The organism is Bradyrhizobium centrolobii (genome assembly GCF_001641635.1).
Lineage (GTDB): Bacteria > Pseudomonadota > Alphaproteobacteria > Rhizobiales > Xanthobacteraceae > Bradyrhizobium > Bradyrhizobium centrolobii.
Window position 1 is genome coordinate 121,210 of sequence record NZ_LUUB01000120.1, and the last position, 19,909, is coordinate 141,118.

The following is a 19,909-nucleotide window of genomic DNA, read 5'->3' on the forward strand; positions in this document are numbered from 1 at the left end:
TTACGTTCGCTGCGGCATGCGGGATTTTGCCAGGACGCAGTGGACGCCCTTGTTGCCGTCGACCATCTGCGTAACCCTGAGGTCGGCGGCAATCGAGCAAAGCGTATAGGCGTCCTGCGCGCTGAGGCCGCTCCTCTCGCGGATCAGCGTGATCATGTCGCGCAGCGCCGCCTTGGCCGCATCGTCGAGGTCTTCATCGAATCCCATCGTGATCCAGTCGGCCGCCGTTTCCGCGCGCGGGGAGGCGAGGCGAAGATCGCGCCGGACGTGGAATTCGAAGGTGCCGGTGAGCGCGGCCTCGATCGCCGTCAGGCAGACCTCGCCATCGCCCTGGAGCGCATGGCCGTCGCCGGCGGAGAAGAGCGCGCCCGCCACAAAGACGGGAAAATAGAGCGTGCTGCCAGCGCCGAGCTCCTTGTTGTCCATGTTGCCGCCGAACGCCCGCGGCTCCTTCGAGGACAGCCGGCCCCAGCCCAGCGGCGGTGCTACGCCAAAATTGCCGAAGAAGGGGCTGAGCGGCAGCTCCTGTCCCCACGGCAGCTTTGCAAAGTTGCGCGCACGGTCGAGCGGAATGTGGATGCGGCGGAACTCCGGAAAGTCTTCCGGCAGCGTGCCGAGCGTCGGTACCTGGAGATTCCAGCCCCAATTGCAGCGCAGCTCGATATCGAGGACGCGCACTTCAAGGACGTCGCCGGGCTCCGTGCCCTCGATGTAGACAGGCCCGGTGAGAAGATGCGGTCCCGGACCGCGGAAGGCGCTTGCCAGCACCTCCGCATGTCCGGGAACGATGTCGTAGCCGAGCGACGGATCGGGCAGATCGTCCGGCTCGCCTGAGAGCGTCTCGATGGTCACCCGGTCTCCGGATGTGATCCGGAGCACCGGTTTCAGTCGTCCATCCCACAGTCCCCACTGGACGTTGCCGGGCGTGGATCGCAGAACGTGGTCCATCGATTTGCTCGCCGCTAGCTGCCTGCGCTGCTCGCGACGATCGAGGAGGGCGACGTCACGAGCTTGCCGAGCCCAAGATAGACGAGGCCCGCAACCCCGATGCCAAACAGCCAGCTCAGATCTGCGCCGCCGAGCAGGTTGATCGAGATCGGACCCTGGAGCGCGCCGACGAGGCCGTCCTCCACCAGCCATCCCGCAACGAGGCCCGCGAAGAACGCGACCATGCCGGCCCAGTTGACGTCGCCATAAGCGCTGGTCTCCGGCGAGCGATAGAGCTCGGCGACGTCGATCTTGCCTTTGCGCTTGATGAAGTAGTCCGCGAGCACGACGCCGGCCCACGGGCTCATCCACAGCAACAGGCTGATCATCCAGTTGTCGAACGCTTTCGCGAAAGACGGCGCGAAGATGAAATACAGCGTAACCAGATAGCCGGCGATGCCGACGATGACGGTGAGCCAGAAGCGCGAGAATTTCAGTCCCGCGCTCAGCGCCGCCAGCGTCGCTGAGTAGACGTTGAGGATGTTGGTCGCGATCGGGCCGTGCAGCACCATCAAGAGCACGAGGATGCTGACCGGTCCGCCGAACACCGCGCTGACCATCTTGGCGGGATCGGTATCCAGCGTCGTCGAGGCGATGGTCGCGCCGAGAATGCCGAGCCAGACCGTCGGCACGAACATGCCGACATAGCTGTACCAGAACACTGATTTCGACGGCACACTTTTCGGCACGAAGCGCGAATAGTCGGAGGCCCAGGTCACCCAGGAGATGCCCCAGCCGACGCCGATCGCGGTCATCAGCAACGTCAGCATCGCCAGATGCGCGCCCGGCGGCAGCGAGGTCGTCAGGCTCCAGTTGACGACGCCGGGTCGCGTCCACGCGAGCACGCTCATCAGCACCATGATGGCGATGGTCGGCGGCACCGTGTATTTCTCGAAGGTGCGGATCGCGTAGAAGCCGTAGATGCCGATCAGCACCTGCACGGCCATCACCAGCGTGATGACGACGATCTCGATGAACCAGGTATCGGGCACGCCGAACTGGCCGAGGATGCCCATTGACACCTTCACCGGGAAGTAGGTGTTCACGCCGATCCAGCCCAGCGTCATCAGGAACATCAGGATGCTGGGCAGGTAGGCGCCGCGGACGCCGAACGCGGACCGGCTCAACACCATCTGGTTGACGCCGGTCTTGTGTCCCATCACCGTGAAGGTCGCGAAGATCGCGCAGCCGACGATATTGCCGAGCACGATGACCGCGATTGTTTCCATCAGGCCGAGCTTGAGGATGATGCCGAGCGCGCCGAGCGCCCAGTTCACCGGCGCGATGTTTGCGCCGGCCCAGATCCACATCTGCTGTGGCCCGGTTGAGTCCCGGTCCGCATCGGGAATTGGCTCGATGCTGTGAAGATCAGTGCGAAGCTCGGAATCTGTCATGACATCCCCCAATACGAAGCACGCTTCGCATCATCGCAGCATAAATCGTGCCATCGGTTGTGGCCGGCCGGAGCAGGGCCTGCATCGATGCCGGATGCAGCGCCGCTTGCGTCGGATTGCCGTTGGATTCTCAAGCGCGCTTCGACCTCGCGTGTGAACTGGCCGCCGCAACCACGAGGTGGCGATCCTCTCCGCGAGCCGGTGGCGAGAGGCAAAGGACGTTGCATGGCTGAGCAGCGGTACGATGATAAATTGAGCAGCCCAACTCAAAAGCGCAGCAGCTGCGTCTAGTCGAATAAGGCAGTGGCACTGTCGCGACTGGGGTGGCCGGCCACGATGCGCTGCATCATTTCGATGAACTGCGCCTGTTCCCGCTCGCTGAGATCCCCCAGCGTTGCGCGATGCGCCCGTCGCGCCGCGCCCTCGATCTTGACCAGCAAGGCTGCGCCGGCCGGCGTCAATCGGCACAGGCGCGCCCGGCGATCGTCCTTGTTGACCGCGCGCTCGACCAGGTTTCGTGCCGCGAGACGCTTCAATGCGCCGGTCGTGGTGGTGCGATCGAGGGCTATATCGGCCGCCAGAGTGGTCTGATCGGCGGTTTCGCGCACCGCCAGGGCCGAGAGGAGGCTGTATTGCAGCGGCGTGACCTCGAACGCGCCGCAGGCTTCCTGAAACAGTGCGACGTGAATCTGGTGCAGCCGGCGGATCAGATATCCGGGTCGTTGCGACAAGGGCCAGGGGCGGTGCCTGCTCCCGCCGCGACGTGTCTTCGCCTGCCGCAATGCACACTCTCCCAATCCAAACCCCTGCCGCGCTTAGCTCGATTCGAACCCGCCCGCCACCTCCGGATCATGGCACGGAGCTTGCTTCGGTCGAAATGCGAAGCATGCTTCGTAATTCGGGCGATGCTGTCGCTCGTTCAAGGAGAGGAGAGCGCCCATGTCCGTTACTGCCAGCTTCGACCTTCTGCTGCGAGGCGGTCGCGTGATCTGTCCGGCCTCGGGCGTTGATGGCATCAAGGACGTCGCCATCCGCAACGGCAGGATTGCAGCCGTCGCGCCCGACATTCTGCCGACCAGCGCCAAGGAGGTCGTTGACCTCAGCGGCAAGCTGGTGCTGCCCGGGCTGATCGACACCCATGCACATGTCTATCAATATGTCTCCGGCCGCTTCGGCATGAATCCCGACATGGTCGGCGTGCAGTCGGGCGTGACGACGCTGGTCGACCAGGGCGGCCCGTCCTGCATGACGTTGCCCGGCTTTCGTCACTTCATCGCGGAGCCCGCGGCCTCACGAGTTTATGCCTTTCTGTCCGCCTACCTCGTCGGCGGCCTCGAAGGGCACTTCTATCCGCAGCTCTACAGTCCCGATGGCGTCGACATCGACGCCACGGTCAAGGCGGCGACGGCCAATCTCGACATCGTGCGCGGCATCAAGGCGCATGCCGAGATCGGCGGCTTCGCGCGCTGGGGCATCCGCGTCATCGAGATGGCGGCGGAGATCGGCAAGCGCGCCGACCTGCCGGTTTATGTGCATTTCGGCCAGCTCTGGGGCCTGCCCGAGAGCGGCGCCAATGGCGAGGATGCCGACACCATCCTCACGCGCGTCATTCCACTGCTGCGCGAGGGCGACATTCTCGCTCATCCCTTCACGCGTCATCCCGGCGGCTTCGTCAACCGCGACGGCGAGGTGCATCCGGTGATCCAGGCGGCGCTCGATCGCGGCCTGAAGGTCGATGTCGGGCACGGCAGTCATTTTTCGTACCGACTCGCGAAGAAGGCGATCGCTGCCGGCATCATTCCGAACACGCTGGGTGCCGACATTCACGGCTATAACACCCATGTTCCCGCGCCGGCGGGAACGCCGGGCCAGCATGAGGATGACGAGAACCATCCGTTCGCCGGGCAGGCCAAGTTCAGCCTGGTTCAGGCGATGAGCTCGATGATGGCGCTCGGCCTGTCGCTGGAGCAGGTGGTGCCGATGGTCACCTCCAATCCCGCCAAGATGCTCGGCCGAAGCTCCGAGATCGGGGCCCTCAAGGTCGGCATGGATGCCGACGTCTCCGTGCTCACGGAGCAGAACGGCCGCTTCGTCCTCAAGGACAACGAGAAGAACGAGGTGATCGCCGAGCGTTTGCTGCAGCCGGCCTTCTGCTTGCGCGCCGGCACGCGCTTCGACGCGGTCGCCCCGATCCTGCCGCAGGCCGTTGCGGCGTAGGGCCGGGCGGTGAAGGAGAACGCCGAGTTGCGCAACGAGCGAGAGTTTCCTTCTGGCAAGTCCGGGCAGGGCGTGGGTGCACGGCTGCCGCGGAAGGAGGACGACCGCCTGATGCGCGGCCGTGGCCAGTACGTCGGTGACATCAGGCTCGCCGGTCTTCAGGATGTCGCCTTCGTGCGCAGCCCGCTCGCGCATGCGCGCATCCGCGGCATCCACGTGCCTGAAGCCTATCGCGGCAGCGTGTTCACGGCGGCGGACCTCGTCGGCATCAAGCCGATCCGCGCGGTGTCGGGGCTTCCGGGCTTCAAGATCTCCGAGCAGCCGGTGCTGGCGACAGGCAAGGTGCGCCAGGTCGGCGAGCTCGTCGCGATGTGCCTCGCGCCGACGCGGGCCGAGGCGGAGGACATCGCGGCCTCCGTGACGCTCGATCTGGAGGAGTTGCCCGCGATCACCGACATGCTGAAGGCGCGCGAGCCCGGCTCGGCGCTGGTGCATGAGCATTGGGGCGACAACGTCTTTCTCGAAACCAGCTACGAGGTCGACATCTCCGCCGCGCTCGACGCGCCGATCAAGGTGACGCGCGAGATCTCGACAGCACGGCAATGCATGTCGCCGCTCGAGGGCCGCGGCGTGGTCGCGACCTTCGATCCCAGGCTCGACCAGCTCACGCTGCATTCGGCGGCGCAGATGCCGCACATCACGCGCAGCGGCCTTGCCGAATGCCTCGGCATGGAGGAGGGCCAGATTCGCGTCATCTCGCCCGATGTCGGCGGCGGTTTCGGTCACAAGGGCATTTTGCTGCCCGAAGAGGTCTGCCTGTCCTGGCTGACCATGCGCTGTGGCCATCCGGTGCGCTGGCTGGAAGATCGCCGCGAGCACCTCGTCGCCAGCTCCAACTGCCGCGAGCACCATTACAAGATCACGGTCTACGCCAACAGTGACGGCATGCTGCGCGGCATCGATTGCGAGGCCACCGTGGATTCCGGTGCCTACTCGTCCTATCCGTTCTCGGCCTGTCTCGAAGCCGCGCAGGTCGCCAGCATCCTGCCGGGTCCCTACAAGATGCCGGCCTATCGCTGCCGCACCTTCTCGGTCGCCACCAACAAATGTCCGATCCTGCCTTATCGCGGCGTGGCGCGCACAGGCGTCTGCTTTGCACTGGAGCTGATGCTCGATCTCGTGGCAGCCGAGGCAGGGCTCGAACCGGGCGAGGTGCGGTTGCGCAATCTGGTGCTGCCGGAGCAGATGCCGTTCGACAACATCACCAAGAAACACTTCGACAGCGGCGACTATCCGCAAGCCATGCGTCGCGCGCTCGCTGCGATCGACCTCGACGCCATCCGCGCCAGGCAAAAGCGGGGCGAGGCCGACGCCCGCCGCATCGGTGTCGGCGTCTCCATCTATTGCGAGCAGGCCGCGCACGGCACCTCGGTCTATTCCGGGTGGGGCATCCCGATGGTGCCGGGTCATGAACAGGCGTCGGCACGGCTCACGCCGGATGGCGGCCTCGAGCTGCGCGTCGGCGTGCATTCGCACGGGCAGGGCATGGAGACGACGCTCGCCCAGGTCGCGCACGAGATCCTTGGCGTTGACGTCGCGAAGGTCCGGATTATCCTCGGCGACACCGCGATGACGCCTTATTCGACCGGCACCTGGGGCTCGCGCTCGATGGTGATGGCAGGCGGCGCCGTTGCCTCCGCCTGCCGCGAGCTCGGCGAGCGTGCGCGGCGCATCGGCGCCAAGCTGTTGCAGCACGATCCGGCCGCCGTGGTGTTGCAGAATGGCGAAGTGCGCGGCGTCAATGGCAGCGTCAGCCTGGGGGCGATCGCCCATACCTGGTATCGCCGCCCGCAGGATCTGCCGGCCGATGTCGATCCCGGCGGGCTCGAGGTGACGCAAGGCTACAAGCCCGTGCGCGACAGCGGGAGCTTCAGCTATGCCGCGCACGCGGCCGTGGTCGCGGTCGATCCTGATCTCGGCGAGGTGGAAATCCTCGACTATGTGATCGTCGAGGACGGCGGCGTGCTGGTCAATCCGCTGGTGGTCGACGGCCAGATCTATGGCGGCCTCGCGCAAGGCATCGGCACCGCGCTCTACGAAGAAATGCTCTTCGACGCGTCCGGCCAGCCGTTGGCGACGACACTTGCCGACTATCTGCTTCCTGGCCCGACCGAAGTTCCGGCAGCGCGCCTCGATCACATGGAGACGCCGTCACCTTATACACAGTTCGGGGTGAAGGGCATCGGCGAGGGCGGTGCGATTGCGCCGCCCGCAGCGATCGCCAATGCCGTCAACGACGCGCTACGCCCGCTCGGCGTCGCGTTGATGCAATCGCCGCTCACGCCACATCGGATCGTCGAGGCCGTGCTGGCCGCGCGTGCGGCCGAAAGGAGTGCGGCATGAAACCGGCGCCCTTCGCTTACGAACGCCCGCGCGATCTCGATGCGGCACTGTCGCTGCTGGCCGCAAGCCGCGGCTCGACAAAGATCATCGCCGGCGGCCAGTCGCTTGGGCCGATGCTCAATCTGCGGCTGGTGCAGCCGGAGCTGATCGTCGACATCTCCGGCCTTGCCGAGCTCAAGCTCGCGCAGGTCTCGGGCAACGAGCTCGTGCTCGGCGCTCTCGTCACCCATGCCGATATCGAGGACGGGCGAACCGCCGACGTGACCCGCGGCGCCATGCGCAACGTCGCCGCCAACATCGCCTATCGCGCGGTGCGCAACCGCGGCACGATCGGCGGCTCGCTCAGCCACGCTGATCCCGCCGCGGACTGGGTTTCGGCGCTCGCTGCTTTGGGCGCCCGGGTCAAGCTGCGGACCCTTGCCGGTGCGCGCACGTTGGCCGTCGAGGCATTCGTCGTCGGCGCGCTGGAGCCGGCGCTGCATGTCGGTGAGATCGTCGAGGCGATTCACGTGCCGACGCGCACGGCATCGTCCCATTGGGGTTACGCCAAGAGCTGCCGCAAGACGGGCGAGTTTGCGCGCGCCATCGGCGCGGTGCTGGTCGATCCCGCCGACGCTTCGGCGCGCGTCGTGATCGGCGCGATCGACACGGCGCCGATCGTGGTGACCGACGCCAGGGAGCTGTTCGGCGGACAGATTGCTGCCGACTACAAGCAGCGTTTCGACGTGCGCGTGGCCGATGCGCTTCTTGCCAAGGCCGGCATCGACGACGCTGCGCAGCGGCACATCCATGTCAGCGTGTTGAAGCGCGCGGTTCTGGAGGCCGCGGCATGAATACGATCGCGCTTCAGATCAATCGACGTGCAGTGGAGGCATCGGCCGAACCCCGCACCAGCCTTGCCGATTTCGTCCGCGACAGGCTCGATTTGACCGGCACTCATCTCGGCTGCGAGCACGGCGTCTGCGGTGCCTGCACCGTCCTGCTCGATGGCGTTCCGGCGCGCTCCTGTATCACCTATGCGGCGGCCTGCCAGGGCGCCGACGTCACCACCATCGAGGGCCTCGACGACGATGAGGTCACGACCGAGCTGCGCGCGGCGTTCACCCGGGAGCATGCGCTCCAATGCGGATATTGTACGCCCGGCATGCTGGTCTCGGCGCGCGACCTGGTGCTGCGTCTGCCCGACGCTGACGAGCAACGCATCCGCGTCGGCCTCAGCGGCAATCTTTGCCGCTGCACCGGCTATGTCGGGATCGTGCGGGCGGTGCAGTCCGTGATCGAAGCGAGGCGCGCGCGCAACATCGCACCGCTGGCCGACGGCGGCCGGACCATTCTTGGCCCCGCCGGCTCGGGGCGAGCTGCGCCCGGCGGAAGTGAGCCGCGACCTGCGCGCACGGTGTCGGCTCCGGCGCCTGACAGCGTCGCACGCGGCATCATTCCCGACTTCACCCCGGCCACTGTCCTCGACCAGAGCTTTACGCTGGCACACCCGCTGGCCAAGGTGTTCGCGATGTTCGACGATATTGCGGGTGTTGCATCCTGCCTTCCGGGCGTGTCGCTGACGGGGATACCCAGCTCCGAACGCGTCGAAGGCGAGTTTCGTGTCAGGCTCGGGCCGATCTCGGCGGCGTTCCAGGGGGCGGCACGCGTCGAACGTGATCCTGCGACGCTCTCCGGCCGCATTCTCGGCATCGGCACCGATCAGCGCAGCCATTCGGCGACGCAGGGCGAGATCCGCTATCGTCTGCTTCCACTCGAAGGCGGCGCGGCGACCGTGGTCGAACTTTCGATCGGCTACACGCTCACCGGGTTGCTCGCGCAAGTCGGCCGGCCAGGCCTCGTGCGGGATCTCGCCAAACGTCTGGTTGCGGAGTTCGCCGCAAATCTCGACCGCCACATGTCCGGCGCGTCGTCGGGGCGGGCAGCTCCGGCGGAGCTCAGCTTCCGGTCGGTTGCATCGGATGTTTTGCGAGCGCGGCTCGCGCGCATGTTTAGCCGTGTCACCGGAAAAAGTGGCGCGGAGTGATCGGCGCGCCGGCGCCGCGGAGTGACGAAGCCTGGACTGCCATAACGATCAACAGCGTTGGATTTGGAGAGATGATATGACACGAGCACTCGGACTGGTTCCGGCAATTGCGCTGGCAACGGCCTTGGTCGGCGCCGCCGCACAGGCGCAGACCATCAAGATCGGCGTCAACGAGCCGCTCACCGGCGCCTTCGCGGCCTCCGGCACCTATGTCGTCAACGGCGCGAAGATCGCAGCCGACGAGATCAATGCCAAAGGCGGCATCCTAGGCAAGAAGATCGAGCTCGTCATCGAGGACAACAAGAGCAACCCGACGGAAGCTGCCGCCGTCGCCGAAAAGCTCATCACCAGCGACAAGGTGCCGGTGCTGATGGGCGCCTGGGGCTCGAGCCTGACGCTCGCGGTGATGCCGAAGCTGATCGAATACGAGACGCCGATGGTGGTGGAGACTTCGTCATCCGGCAAGATCACGACGACGGGCAACCCCTTCATCTTCCGCATCTCGCCGCCCTCGGCGGTCGAGGCCGCGGCGTTCAAGGGCATCGTCGACAAGCTCGCGCTCAAGAAGGTCGATTTCCTCGTCATCAACAACGACTGGGGCCGGGGCACCGCCGAGGACTTCAGCAAGATGATGAAGGACAAGGGCATCAGCATCGGCCTGGTCGAGACCATGGACCAGGGCGCGCAGGACATGAGCGCGCAGCTTTCCAAGATCAAGAGCTCGGATTCCGAGACGGTGATCGTGACGACAGCGGTCGATCAATTGACGTTGATTTTCAAGCAGGCGGCCGCGTTGGGCCTGAAGAAGCGCATCATCACCACCGGCGGCTCGCAGAACCCGGACCAGATCATCGCCCAGGCGGGCGCCGCGGCCAATGGCACCATGCATCTGACGACCTTCCTGCCCTGGTTCCCGGACAAGACGCCGAACCCGGAAGCCACCAACTATTTCATCACGGAATGGAAGAAGCGCGGTTTCGAGTTCGCCGGCTGCACGGAGAGTTTTCGCGGCTATGACGGCATCCGCACTGCGGCGGCGGCGATCGAGAAGGCCGGCAAGGCCGAGCCCGCCGCAATCAAGGCGGCGCTCTGGGACATCAATATCAAGGGACTGAACGGCGATGTCGTGTTCCGCAAGTCCGGTCCGGAGGGCAAGGAGAGCGGGCAGAGCCAGCCGAACGTCTATCTCATCGAAATCAACGACGGCAAGGTCGAGATGAAGACGCTCTGACATCACGTAAGGCGAGGGCGGTGCGGCGCCGCTCTCGCCGGATTACGGATCATTCGGGAACGGTCTTGAGCGAATTTTTCCAACATCTTGTCAACATGCTCGTGCTCGGCGGCACCTATGCGCTGCTGGGCATCGGGCTGACGTTGATCTTCGGCATCATGAACGTCGTGAACTTCACGCACGGCGTGCTCTACACGTTCGGCGCCTACATCATGTTCATCGTGGTGCAGCAGCTCGGGCTGAATTTCTTCCTGGCATTGCCCGTCGCGGTGCTTGCCGGGTGGCTGCTCGGGGCAGCTATCGAGCTGACATTGCTGCGACCGCTGCGCGGCTCCGACATCGACACCACGATGCTGGTCATGATCGGCGCCTGGATCGCGATGCAGTCGGGCACGCTGTGGATCTGGGGCGGCGTCGCCAAATCGGTGGCGACACCGTTGCCCGAGGCGCCACTGGTGCTCGGGCCGGTGTCGGTGTCATGGCTGCGCCTGTTCGTGCTCGCCGCAGCGGCGCTGCTGATCCTGGTGACGTATCTACTTATCAACAAGACCAGCCTCGGACGCGCGATGCGGGCGACGTTCCAGGACCACGACACGGCGTCGCTGATGGGTGTCAACGTGGACATGATCTACACCTCGACCTTCGCGATCGGCTCCAGCCTTGCCGCCGCCGCCGGCGCTCTGCTCGGGCCTGTCTACGTGATCTTCCCGCAAATGGGCGATCTTGCCGCCGTCAAGGCCTTCGCCATCGTCATCCTCGGGGGCCTCGGCAACATCACGGGCGCGGTGATCGGCGGCTTCATCCTGGCGCTGGCCGAGGAACTGGGTGCGGGCTACGTCTCGTCAGGCTACCGCGATGCCATGGGATTCGTGATCATCATCGCGGTCCTGATCTTCCGGCCGACCGGCCTGTTTGCGCGCGCGGAGCGGGTTGGATGAGAGCAGCCGTCACCATCCTCGTGGTCGCTGCGCTTGCCTCGGTGCCGCTCTGGCTGCGCGATCCCTATCTCCTCAACGCGCTGATCACGACCGGCATTTTCGTCGTCGGCGCGATGAGCCTCAACCTGCTGCTCGGCTTCACCGGCCAGCTCAGCCTCGGCCACATCGCCTTCTTCGGTATCGGTGCCTATGTCAGCGCGCTGACATCGCTCGGCTTCGACGTCGGCCTGCCCGGAGGCGTCCGCCTGGTTCACGCGCCATGGCCGCCGATTGCAGGCTTTTTGCTGGCAATCCTGGTCGCCGGATTGTGCGGCTATTTCGTCGGATTGCTCTCCTTCCGCGTCCGCGGCGCCTATTTCGTCATCGTGACGATCTCCTTTGCCGAGGTGGTCCGGCTGGTCGCGCTGAACTGGGTCGAGCTGACGCAAGGACCGCTGGCGCTGACCAACATTCCATCCATCGCGCTGCCCTTGCCTGGCATTGGTGAGCTGACGCTGCGCACCAAGATGCAGAACTACTATCTCGTGCTGGTCGTAGCGCTGGTCGCCTATCTCTTGATCGCACGCCTCGTTCATTCCCATTTCGGCCGTGCGATGCGGGGGCTGATGGAGAACGAAACGCTCGCCGTCTCCGTCGGCATCGACGTCACCAGGACGCTGACGCTGGCAGCCGTGATCTCGGCCGCGATCGCGGGCGCGGCCGGCAGCCTCTATGCGCACTACATCCGGATCATCGACCCCGAAGTGTTCGCCTTCATCAACACCGTCACCATGGTCATCATGGTGATCAGCGGCGGCAAGGGCTCGCTGGCCGGGCCCGTGATCGGAGGCCTGATCTTCGGGCTGCTGCCGGTTGCGCTGCGGCCGGTCATGGCGCCGGAGGCGCAGTGGATCGCCTATGGCGGCGTGCTGATCGCCATCCTGTTCGTGCTGCCGCGCGGCATCGTGCCGTCGCTCGCACAGCGCTTCATCCGACCGCGCAGCGGCGCGCCGGCGCTGGCACCAGTTGCGCTCACCGAAACCGGTGCAAAGGAGCCGGCGTGATGACCGCGCGCAGCATTGCCATGAACATCGAGCAGGTCGCCGTCCGCTTCGGCGGGCTGGTCGCGATCTCCGACATGAGCTTCACGGTCGGCGAGGGCGAGATCGTCAGCCTGATTGGGCCGAATGGCGCCGGCAAGACCACCGCCTTCAACGTCATGACCGGTTTCCTGACGCCGAGCGCAGGCCAGGTCACCTATCAGGGTACGACGCTGACCGGGTTGAAGCCGCACGAGATCGCCGATCTCGGCCTGATACGCACCTTTCAGCGCACCGGCGTGTTTCCCAACGACACCGTCTATGACAATCTCCTGATCGGCCTGCATCGTCAGGGCCGGGTCCGGCTGCTCGATGCCATCCTCGGGCTGCCGGGCGCGCGCGCCTCGGAGCGCAGGCTGCGGCAGCGCGCGAGTGAGTTGATCGAATGGGTCGGCCTCGAACGCCGCGCCCATGATGCGGCCGGCTCGCTGTCCTATGGCGAGCAGCGTCTTGTCGGCGTCGCGCTGGCGCTGGCGGCAGAGCCCTCGATGCTGCTGCTCGACGAGCCCGTCTCGGGCATGAACGCCTCGGAAACCCACCGCTTCGTCGAGCTGATCCGCAGCATCCGCGACCGCGGCATCACCATCCTGCTGGTGGAGCACGACATGCCGATGGTGATGACCGTCTCGGACCGCATCGTGGTGCTGAACTATGGCCGGATCATTGCCGAGGGAACCCCGGATGTGATCCGCAACGATCCGGCGGTCATCGAGGCCTATCTCGGACATGGAGCGGGACGTGCTTGAGATTCGCGACATGGTGTGCGGCTATGGCGGCGTCACCGCGCTGCGCGGCATCTCGCTCGACGTGAAGGCCGGTCAGCTCGTCGCCCTGATCGGGGCCAACGGCGCCGGCAAGAGCACGACGCTGCGCGCGATTTCCGGCCTCGTGCCGCCGCGCGCAGGGCGAATGCGGTTCGAGGGCATCGACATCACCGGGGCGAGACCGCCGCGCGTTCTCGCCAGCGGGATCGCACATTGTCCGGAAGGCCGGCGCGTATTTCCGCACATGAGCGTCGAGGAAAATCTCGACATGGGGGCTTACCTCCGTCGTGGTTCGGGCGAGATCTCGGCCGACCGCGACCGCATCTACGCGGAGTTTCCGCGGCTCGCCGAGCGGCGCCGGCAGGCCGCGGGCACGCTGTCGGGCGGCGAGCAGCAGATGCTCGCGATCGGGCGGGCCCTGATGTCGCGGCCGCGGTTGATCATGTTCGACGAGCCGTCGCTCGGGCTCGCGCCCAACATCGTCGAGCGCACCTTTGCGATCATCCGCGGCATCCGCGATGCCGGCACGACGGTGCTGCTGGTCGAGCAGAATGCGTTCGACGCGCTCGAGATGTGCGACCACGCCTATCTGCTCGAGAACGGCCGCATCGTGCTGTCAGGCGCGGGCTCCGAGCTGATCGAGAACGAGCATGTGCGCAAGGCCTATCTCGGTGGATGACGATGCTGTCGGTTCAGCTGGCTTCGGCTGGACGCCGGTCTGCAATCTCGACCGCCTGAGAGCCGAGACGATCATTCGCGTACATTCCGCCGGCCTCGACCTGCTGGTGATCTGGAACGAAGGCGATGTCGTCGCATGCGACCGCGCGTGTCCGCATGAACAGGCGGATCTGGCTCTCGGAGAGGTGAGAGCCGGCCGGCTGTTCTGTCCGCGTCACGCGGCATCGTTCGATTTGCGCGACGGGGCAATCAATCCGGGATGGCCGAGCCCGCCGTTGCGGCTTTACGCAATACGGATCACGGGCGCACAAATCTGCGTGGAAGCGCGAGAGTAGCAAGCGCGGCGATGATGGCATCATGCCCCTGTTTTGCCCGACGAGTCAAAAGGATCGATGGTGTGGACTTGCCTGCAAAATTCATCTTTGAAAACAACGGCATTCTACTGTGCATGGGGTTGTTTTCGCGTTTTTAGTCCAGCAAGCGGCGGACAGCGTCGACGAGGACACCGTTTGGCCCGCGCAGGGCCTCGAGAATGGTGAAATGGTCGGCGCCGTCGACCGGAATGAGCTTGCCGGGCGCCTTCGCCGCCGCGCGCTTGTCGTGGAGATTGATGGAATCGCACACGAGCGCCGGTAGCTCGTTGCTGCCATAGGCGATGTCGAGCCGCTTCGGTGTGACGGGCAGGCGCAGCGGCGACAGCGCGGCGATTTCCTCATCCGTCAGCTTCAGCGCGTTGTTGAGGCCGGTATCGCGGATGGGTGCTAGCTCGTAGACGCCTGAGATCGCCAGTCCCGCATGGACACTCGGATGGTCCAGCGCCATCGCTACGAGATGGGCGCCGGCGGACCAACCCGACAAGACGACCGGTCCGGCAACGCCATAGGACGCGCCGTTTGCGGCAAGCCAGTCGAGGGCGCGCGGGACTTCGGCGACGATGTCGGTGAGGGACACCTCCGGCGCCAGCGAATAGCCGGGAATGGCGACCGACCAGCCATGGGTGGCGATGCCTTCGACGAGCATTGCGAACAATTCGCGCGAATTGCGCTGCCAATAGCCGCCATGCAGGAACACCAGGCATGGCGCCTCAGGCCTAGCGGCCGGGTAGAGATCGATCTTGTTGTTCGCCCGCTGACCGTAAGCCAGATCGAGATGGGATTTCAGCGTGTCTCGCAGCCGGCTGGAGGCTTCGTTCCGTTCGGCAATCAGGGCCGTGCTGTTCTTGACGGCCGCGTTGTTGTCATAGGCGGCGTCGCGTTCTGCCTGGGACAGCCCGGACCATGCGGAACGAGGATCGAGCGGCCGACCTGTCGAATGAGCATTCTCAACCATAATTACTCCGATGCGGCTCCTGGACGGCACCCTTGTCCAATTTGGGCCGGTTATTCACCGACAATTGAGGCGTTGGACCAGCCGTGTCCACATTCGACAGAGCTGCCTCGGACGATGTCATGCGGGATCATTGTTGCTTTCTCTTGTCCGCACCACTTTATTGTTGCGGTTGCACCAGACGCCCATTCAGGCGAAGGATATGCGGTAGTGCCCCGCAAAATGCTGGTTCTGGTGCGAGGGCACCTCCATGCTGTCGGTTCGATGAAAGAATAGCCATTTGAATTCGCAAGACTATCGCTTTTCCGTGGCGCCCATGATGGATTGGACCGACCGGCACTGCCGGGTGTTCCACCGTCACCTGACCCGGCGGGCGCTGCTCTATACGGAGATGCTGACGACCGGCGCTATTATTCACGGCGACCGGGAACGGCTGCTCAGGTTCGACGCGGTCGAGCATCCGGTGGCGCTTCAGCTTGGCGGCTCGGATCCGCGCGATCTCGCGCTGGCCGCGCGGATCGGCGAGGACTTTGGCTATGACGAGATCAATCTCAACGTCGGCTGTCCCTCCGATCGCGTGAAAGACGGCCGCTTCGGCGCCTGCCTGATGGCGGAGCCGGAGCTCGTGGCATCATGCGTCGATGCGATGAAGCGCGCGGTCGCCGTTCCCGTCACCGTGAAATGCCGCATCGGCATCGACGACCAGGATCCCGAAGTCGCGCTCGATGTGCTTGCGCGTGCCGTCGTTGCGGCAGGCGCCGATGCGCTGATTGTGCACGCCCGCAAGGCCTGGCTCAACGGCTTGTCGCCGAAGGAGAACCGCGACATCCCGCCGCTCGACTACGATCGCGTCTATCGGCTGAAGCGCGCGATGCCGGATGTGCCCGTGATCATCAATGGCGGCATTTTGGGCATCGACGAGGCGAGGGCGCATCTTGATCATGTCGATGGCGTGATGCTCGGCCGCGCCGCCTATCAGGAGCCGTGGCGGCTTCTCGCCGTCGATCCCGAGATCTTCGGCGAAGTCGTGCCGCATGCGACGATGCAGGACGCGCTCGAAGCGATGATGCCCTATATCGAAGAGCAGCTCGCGCGCGGCGCGCGGCTGCACGCGATCACGCGGCATTTCGTCGGCGCATTCCACGCCGTGCCCGGCGCGCGAGCCTTCCGCCGCCATCTTGCCGAGCAGGGGGTGAAGCCGGGCGCGGGCATCGGTGTGCTGCGCGATGCCATCGCGCGCATCGGTGGCGGTGTGCCGGCCGAGGCGGCTGCGTAATTTTCGCGAAGAGCCGGAGCGCGAGCCCGGCTCTTCGTCGTGTCATCGATCAGCGAAACAAGTCGAAGTGATAGTTCACGCCGACGCGGAAGGTGTGGAATTTCGCGGCGTTCCAGTCCGGCAGATTGTCGTGCTTGAACTCGGTGTAGAGATACTCGGCCTTGGCCGACCATTTGGGCAGGAACGCCCATTCGACACCGCCGCCGGCCGTCCAGCCCATCTTCATCTTGTTGAGGCCGCCGTCCTTCAATTCGCCCGTGGCAAGGCCCGCGGTCCCGAAGAACAACAGGCGTGAATCCATCGTCGCAATGCCGGCGCGGGCGCGTCCGGTCATGTACCAGGGGAGGCTCACGGCGGCGCTGCTCACGGCGTCGTGGTTCTTCAGGTCGCCGCCCTCGAAATCGTTCTCGATGCCGACCACGAACATCGGCGAGAGCTGATAATTGTAGCCGATCTGCACGCCGCCGAAGGCGCCCTTGACCTTGCCGCCGCTCGTCCCGACGAGGTCGTTGAAGGCATCGTCGGTGCTCGTGCCATAGCCCGCATTGAGACCGGCATAGAGGCCCGTCCACGAATAGACGGGCTGCGGCGCCGTGTAGGCGGGTGCCGTCTGGCGCGGCGTCAGGTCCGCGGCGCTGGCACTGCCTGCGGTGAATGCCGCGAAGGGCAGGGCGCACATCGTGCGACGTAAGGCGGCTCTGGCAATCATGACTCTCAATCTCCCACTCGGCCGCTTCCCGTAAGGACGCAGCACTGGTCCAACCCCGATCCGGGATGATCTCATCTATAAACCGACCGGACGGTTTGTAAATAGCAGAAATGCAACACCGCGCTATTTCGCGGCGCTGGCGAATGGACGTTGAGGCTTATGGATCGCCGAGCGGCTGCGATCGTGCGTGTCGGCAGGCGCAGGCCGGCGACTGCGGTGTGGGCCGTTTTTCGGCGCTAGTCGACCGCCGTGCGCGCGCGGCGGTGACTGCTCTGGAGATCCGGGTAGCCGGTGAGCATCAGCTTGTCGGCGCGCACGCCCCAGCTCTCGAGGCGATCGAGGAAGCTCATGCCGAGCAGGTTGGTTTTCATCTGCCCGCGCTGCACGACCAGCGCCGGCACCGACTTCTCGACGAGATGTCCGACCGCGAGACGGTCGAGCGTGAGCCGGGCCGCCTTGGTGTGACCGCCTGCGGTTTCCAGGTCGACGTCATATTCGAGCATCTCGAGCGGCAGCCCGATCGCCCTTGCGGTTTCCCAGGTCAGCACCACGGAGGTCGCACCGGTATCGATCACCATCGGTGCGGTCACGCCGTTGATCTTCGCCCGCAGCGCGAATTCGCCGCCCTGGCCGCGCTGAATCTGCACGGCGGGGGCGGGCGAGGCGGTCTGCCCGCGGAACATGTGCGAGACCTTGTGGCTGGCGCGCACGATCTGATCGGGATCGCCATAGGCGACGACGGCACCCGCCGTGCCCGCGAGCATGATGAGAACGAGCAGGAACCGGATCATTGCGCGCCTCCAGAAGCCCGCACGCCGGTCAGGTGCGCCGCGACGATCCCGCGATCGGCTGCAGTCCGGCCTCCGCCATGCGCGCCGGTAACAGCGCCATCACCGCGCGCCGCTCGGTGCCCTCCATCGCGTGCCAGCGCGCGATCTCCGGCAGCGTGCGGCCGCAGCCGAAGCACAGTTTCGTCTTGGGATCGATCATACAGACGGCGACGCACGGCGTGTCTTTGCTCATTCGGACATAGTGGGGGATCGTCGGGCATTTCTGCAAGCATCTGTTTAAGAGCCCGTGCCGGCGCTCATGATCGGTTTGTGGCGCGGCCGGCGCTTCTCGTCGGGTATGACGGAACTCTCCGGCTGCAGCGGCGGCGAATCCTCCGACATCGGTGCCAGCGCGCTCATCACGCGCTCCGGCGGAAAGGTGACGATCACCTCAGTGCCGATGCGCAGCTTCGATTTCAGCGTGAACGTGCCGCCGTGCAGGTCGATCAGGTTCTTGGCGATGGGCAGGCCGAGGCCTGCGCCCTGTTCGGCCGACTTGATCGAGTTGGAGCCCTGGCCGAACGAGGCGAGCACCACCGGGATCTCGTCCTCGGGGATGCCGGAGCCGGAGTCCTTCACCGAGAGATACTGTCCGCCCGAAGCGGTCCAGCCGGCCTTGAGCCAGATCTCGCCGCCCTGCGGGGTGAATTTGATCGAGTTGGAGAGCAGGTTGAGCACGACCTGACGGATCGCGCGCTCGTCGGCCCAGAGGCGCGGCATCGCCTGCTCGAACACCTCGTGGATGGTGATGCCGCGGCTCGAGGCGCGCAGCTTCATCAGGTGATGGCAGTCGGCGACGATGCCGACCAGCGACACCGCTTCCTCGTTCAATTCGTAGCGGCCCGCCTCGATCCGCGACAAATCGAGGATCTCGTTGATGAGGTTGAGCAGGTGCACGCCGGAATTATGGATGTCGGCGGAATACTCCTTGTAGACCGCGACCTGGTGCGCGCCGAAGATCTCGCTCTTCATCACCTCGGAGAAGCCGAGGATCGCGTTCAGCGGCGTACGCAGCTCGTGGCTCATCTGCGCGAGGAAGCGCGATTTTGCGACGTTGGCGGATTCGGCGCGGTGGCGCGCCTCGTCCGAGATCGCCTTGGCCTGTTCGAGCTCGCCGATCAGCGCGTCCTTCTCCGCGCGCGCTTCCAGCGTGGCGAAGGTCGAGGAGTGCAGCCGATGCGCCAGCAGCACGAAATAGCCTTCGGCTGCGATCGCGAGCGCCGCCAGGATGAAATTGTCCAGCGAGCCGCTCATCGCGAAGCTCAGCGCCATCGCGACCGCGACGGGCGCGGTGGCGGCAAGTGCTGCGATCGGCAAATAGGCGGCCAGCATGCTCGACACTGCGATCACCAGCAGCATCAGGAACATCATCAGCGTTTCAGTGACCATGTCGAGCACGGGATGGATCAGGATTGCCATCCAGCACAGGCCGTAGAGCAGGTCGAGCACGACGAAGCGCGTCCGCCAGGTGCGCGTCGCGGCAGGCGAGGTGGGCTCGGCCAAAAACCGCCGGCAGCTGCGGATCATCGCGGCGTGGATGCAGAGCATGCCGCAGGTCCAGGCCGCGGCCGGGATCGGCTGCATCCACAGCCCGAACAGCACGCCGGTCGCCACCACCAGCAGCATCACGACATAGGAGGCCGATAGCCGTGTCTGGGCATATTGGCGGAGCAGCTCGGCGTCGAAGGCCGGCCGGGTTCCGCTGGTCGACGTTAACTTGTCGCGCGCCTCGCGCACCCGCTGCAAGGCAGCCCGGCGACTGGCCGCCGATGGCACGCTGACCGGCTCGGCCGGAAGCTGCACAACCTCGGGCTTTTCAGCGGGGTTACTCATCGAACAACAACGATTCCTGCCCACGCGAGGCGAGCCTTCTGCATTGTCTATCTCTGGCAACAAATCCTTAAGAGGTGCCTTAAGGAGCTAAAGAATTGCGTTAACCGGGCGTTAATTTTGGATCCCGAGCGCGGGTCAATGCAGCGCGGCATGCTGTGCGACGTAGACCACCGCGCCCGCCAGGTACCCGGCGAGCGCGGGAGGCGCGATGCGGCGGG

At 65.4% G+C, this 19,909-nt stretch carries 19 protein-coding genes; 11 read left to right on the forward strand and 8 right to left on the reverse strand.

Going from position 1 to position 19,909, the window contains the following annotated elements; translation table 11 throughout:
* From AYJ54_RS42770 to AYJ54_RS42780, 3 genes are all read right to left on the reverse strand, one after another.
* Nucleotides 1–948, reverse strand: a complete 948-nt coding sequence (locus tag AYJ54_RS42770; protein ID WP_063708483.1) for an acetamidase/formamidase family protein — start codon at nt 946–948, stop codon at nt 1–3.
* A gap of 14 nt (nt 949–962) precedes the next feature.
* Complete coding sequence (locus tag AYJ54_RS42775) at nt 963–2,381, reverse strand: cytosine permease (RefSeq protein ID WP_063708484.1); 1,419 nt, start codon at nt 2,379–2,381, stop codon at nt 963–965.
* Between the two features lie 287 nt (nt 2,382–2,668).
* Nucleotides 2,669–3,163, reverse strand: a complete 495-nt coding sequence (locus AYJ54_RS42780) for a MarR family winged helix-turn-helix transcriptional regulator (RefSeq protein ID WP_063708485.1) — start codon at nt 3,161–3,163, stop codon at nt 2,669–2,671.
* A gap of 157 nt (nt 3,164–3,320) precedes the next feature.
* Here AYJ54_RS42780 and AYJ54_RS42785 point away from each other — a divergent pair, with 157 nt between their 5' ends.
* The 10 genes from AYJ54_RS42785 to AYJ54_RS42830 all read left to right on the forward strand — a co-directional run bounded on the left by AYJ54_RS42785 (nt 3,321) and on the right by AYJ54_RS42830 (nt 14,052).
* On the forward strand, nt 3,321–4,598 hold the full coding sequence (locus AYJ54_RS42785; RefSeq protein WP_063708486.1) for an amidohydrolase/deacetylase family metallohydrolase: 1,278 nt from the start codon (nt 3,321–3,323) through the stop codon (nt 4,596–4,598).
* A gap of 9 nt (nt 4,599–4,607) precedes the next feature.
* On the forward strand, nt 4,608–7,001 hold the full coding sequence (locus AYJ54_RS42790; RefSeq protein WP_063708487.1) for a xanthine dehydrogenase family protein molybdopterin-binding subunit: 2,394 nt from the start codon (nt 4,608–4,610) through the stop codon (nt 6,999–7,001).
* A complete protein-coding gene (locus tag AYJ54_RS42795; RefSeq protein WP_063708488.1) occupies nt 6,998–7,834 on the forward strand; it encodes an FAD binding domain-containing protein in 837 nt (278 codons plus the stop codon). Before AYJ54_RS42790 ends, AYJ54_RS42795 begins: the two co-directional genes overlap by 4 nt.
* Nucleotides 7,831–9,027 carry a xanthine dehydrogenase family Fe-S subunit gene (locus tag AYJ54_RS42800; protein ID WP_063708489.1) on the forward strand — a complete coding sequence of 399 codons (1,197 nt, stop codon included), beginning with the start codon at nt 7,831–7,833 and terminating at the stop codon, nt 9,025–9,027. The genes AYJ54_RS42795 and AYJ54_RS42800 overlap by 4 nt, the downstream gene beginning before the upstream one ends.
* A 76-nt stretch (nt 9,028–9,103) precedes the next feature.
* Nucleotides 9,104–10,258: an ABC transporter substrate-binding protein gene (locus AYJ54_RS42805; protein ID WP_063708490.1), complete on the forward strand. Its 1,155-nt coding sequence runs from the start codon at nt 9,104–9,106 to the stop codon at nt 10,256–10,258.
* 65 nt (nt 10,259–10,323) lie between these two features.
* Nucleotides 10,324–11,196 carry a branched-chain amino acid ABC transporter permease gene (locus tag AYJ54_RS42810; protein ID WP_063708491.1) on the forward strand — a complete coding sequence of 291 codons (873 nt, stop codon included), beginning with the start codon at nt 10,324–10,326 and terminating at the stop codon, nt 11,194–11,196.
* Nucleotides 11,193–12,239 carry a branched-chain amino acid ABC transporter permease gene (locus tag AYJ54_RS42815; RefSeq protein WP_063708492.1) on the forward strand — a complete coding sequence of 349 codons (1,047 nt, stop codon included), beginning with the start codon at nt 11,193–11,195 and terminating at the stop codon, nt 12,237–12,239. Before AYJ54_RS42810 ends, AYJ54_RS42815 begins: the two co-directional genes overlap by 4 nt.
* Nucleotides 12,239–13,021 (forward strand): ABC transporter ATP-binding protein, encoded by a 783-nt coding sequence (locus AYJ54_RS42820; protein ID WP_063708493.1) that lies wholly within the window; start codon nt 12,239–12,241, stop codon nt 13,019–13,021. Before AYJ54_RS42815 ends, AYJ54_RS42820 begins: the two co-directional genes overlap by 1 nt.
* On the forward strand, nt 13,014–13,718 hold the full coding sequence (locus AYJ54_RS42825) for an ABC transporter ATP-binding protein (protein ID WP_063708528.1): 705 nt from the start codon (nt 13,014–13,016) through the stop codon (nt 13,716–13,718). The genes AYJ54_RS42820 and AYJ54_RS42825 overlap by 8 nt, the downstream gene beginning before the upstream one ends.
* Nucleotides 13,690–14,052: a Rieske (2Fe-2S) protein gene (locus tag AYJ54_RS42830; RefSeq protein ID WP_082906117.1), complete on the forward strand. Its 363-nt coding sequence runs from the start codon at nt 13,690–13,692 to the stop codon at nt 14,050–14,052. Before AYJ54_RS42825 ends, AYJ54_RS42830 begins: the two co-directional genes overlap by 29 nt.
* A gap of 133 nt (nt 14,053–14,185) precedes the next feature.
* Here the strand turns inward: AYJ54_RS42830 and AYJ54_RS42835 are convergent, their stop codons facing one another.
* On the reverse strand, nt 14,186–15,046 hold the full coding sequence (locus AYJ54_RS42835; protein ID WP_063708495.1) for an alpha/beta hydrolase: 861 nt from the start codon (nt 15,044–15,046) through the stop codon (nt 14,186–14,188).
* Nucleotides 15,047–15,323: 277 nt separating this feature from the next.
* Here AYJ54_RS42835 and dusA point away from each other — a divergent pair, with 277 nt between their 5' ends.
* Nucleotides 15,324–16,319 (forward strand): tRNA dihydrouridine(20/20a) synthase DusA, encoded by a 996-nt coding sequence (dusA, locus tag AYJ54_RS42840; protein ID WP_082906118.1) that lies wholly within the window; start codon nt 15,324–15,326, stop codon nt 16,317–16,319.
* Nucleotides 16,320–16,368: 49 nt separating this feature from the next.
* On the opposite strand, the gene AYJ54_RS42845 is transcribed toward dusA, so the two are convergent.
* From AYJ54_RS42845 to AYJ54_RS42860, 4 genes are all read right to left on the reverse strand, one after another.
* A complete protein-coding gene (locus AYJ54_RS42845; RefSeq protein WP_063708497.1) occupies nt 16,369–17,028 on the reverse strand; it encodes an outer membrane protein in 660 nt (219 codons plus the stop codon).
* A 236-nt stretch (nt 17,029–17,264) separates the two neighbouring features.
* Complete coding sequence (locus tag AYJ54_RS42850; protein WP_063708498.1) at nt 17,265–17,819, reverse strand: TIGR02281 family clan AA aspartic protease; 555 nt, start codon at nt 17,817–17,819, stop codon at nt 17,265–17,267.
* A 28-nt stretch (nt 17,820–17,847) separates the two neighbouring features.
* Entirely contained in the window at nt 17,848–18,051 is a 204-nt protein-coding gene (locus AYJ54_RS42855) for a DUF1289 domain-containing protein (RefSeq protein ID WP_063708499.1), read from the reverse strand.
* A gap of 44 nt (nt 18,052–18,095) precedes the next feature.
* Nucleotides 18,096–19,691, reverse strand: a complete 1,596-nt coding sequence (locus AYJ54_RS42860; RefSeq protein WP_063708500.1) for a sensor histidine kinase — start codon at nt 19,689–19,691, stop codon at nt 18,096–18,098.
* Nucleotides 19,692–19,909 lie beyond the last annotated feature (218 nt).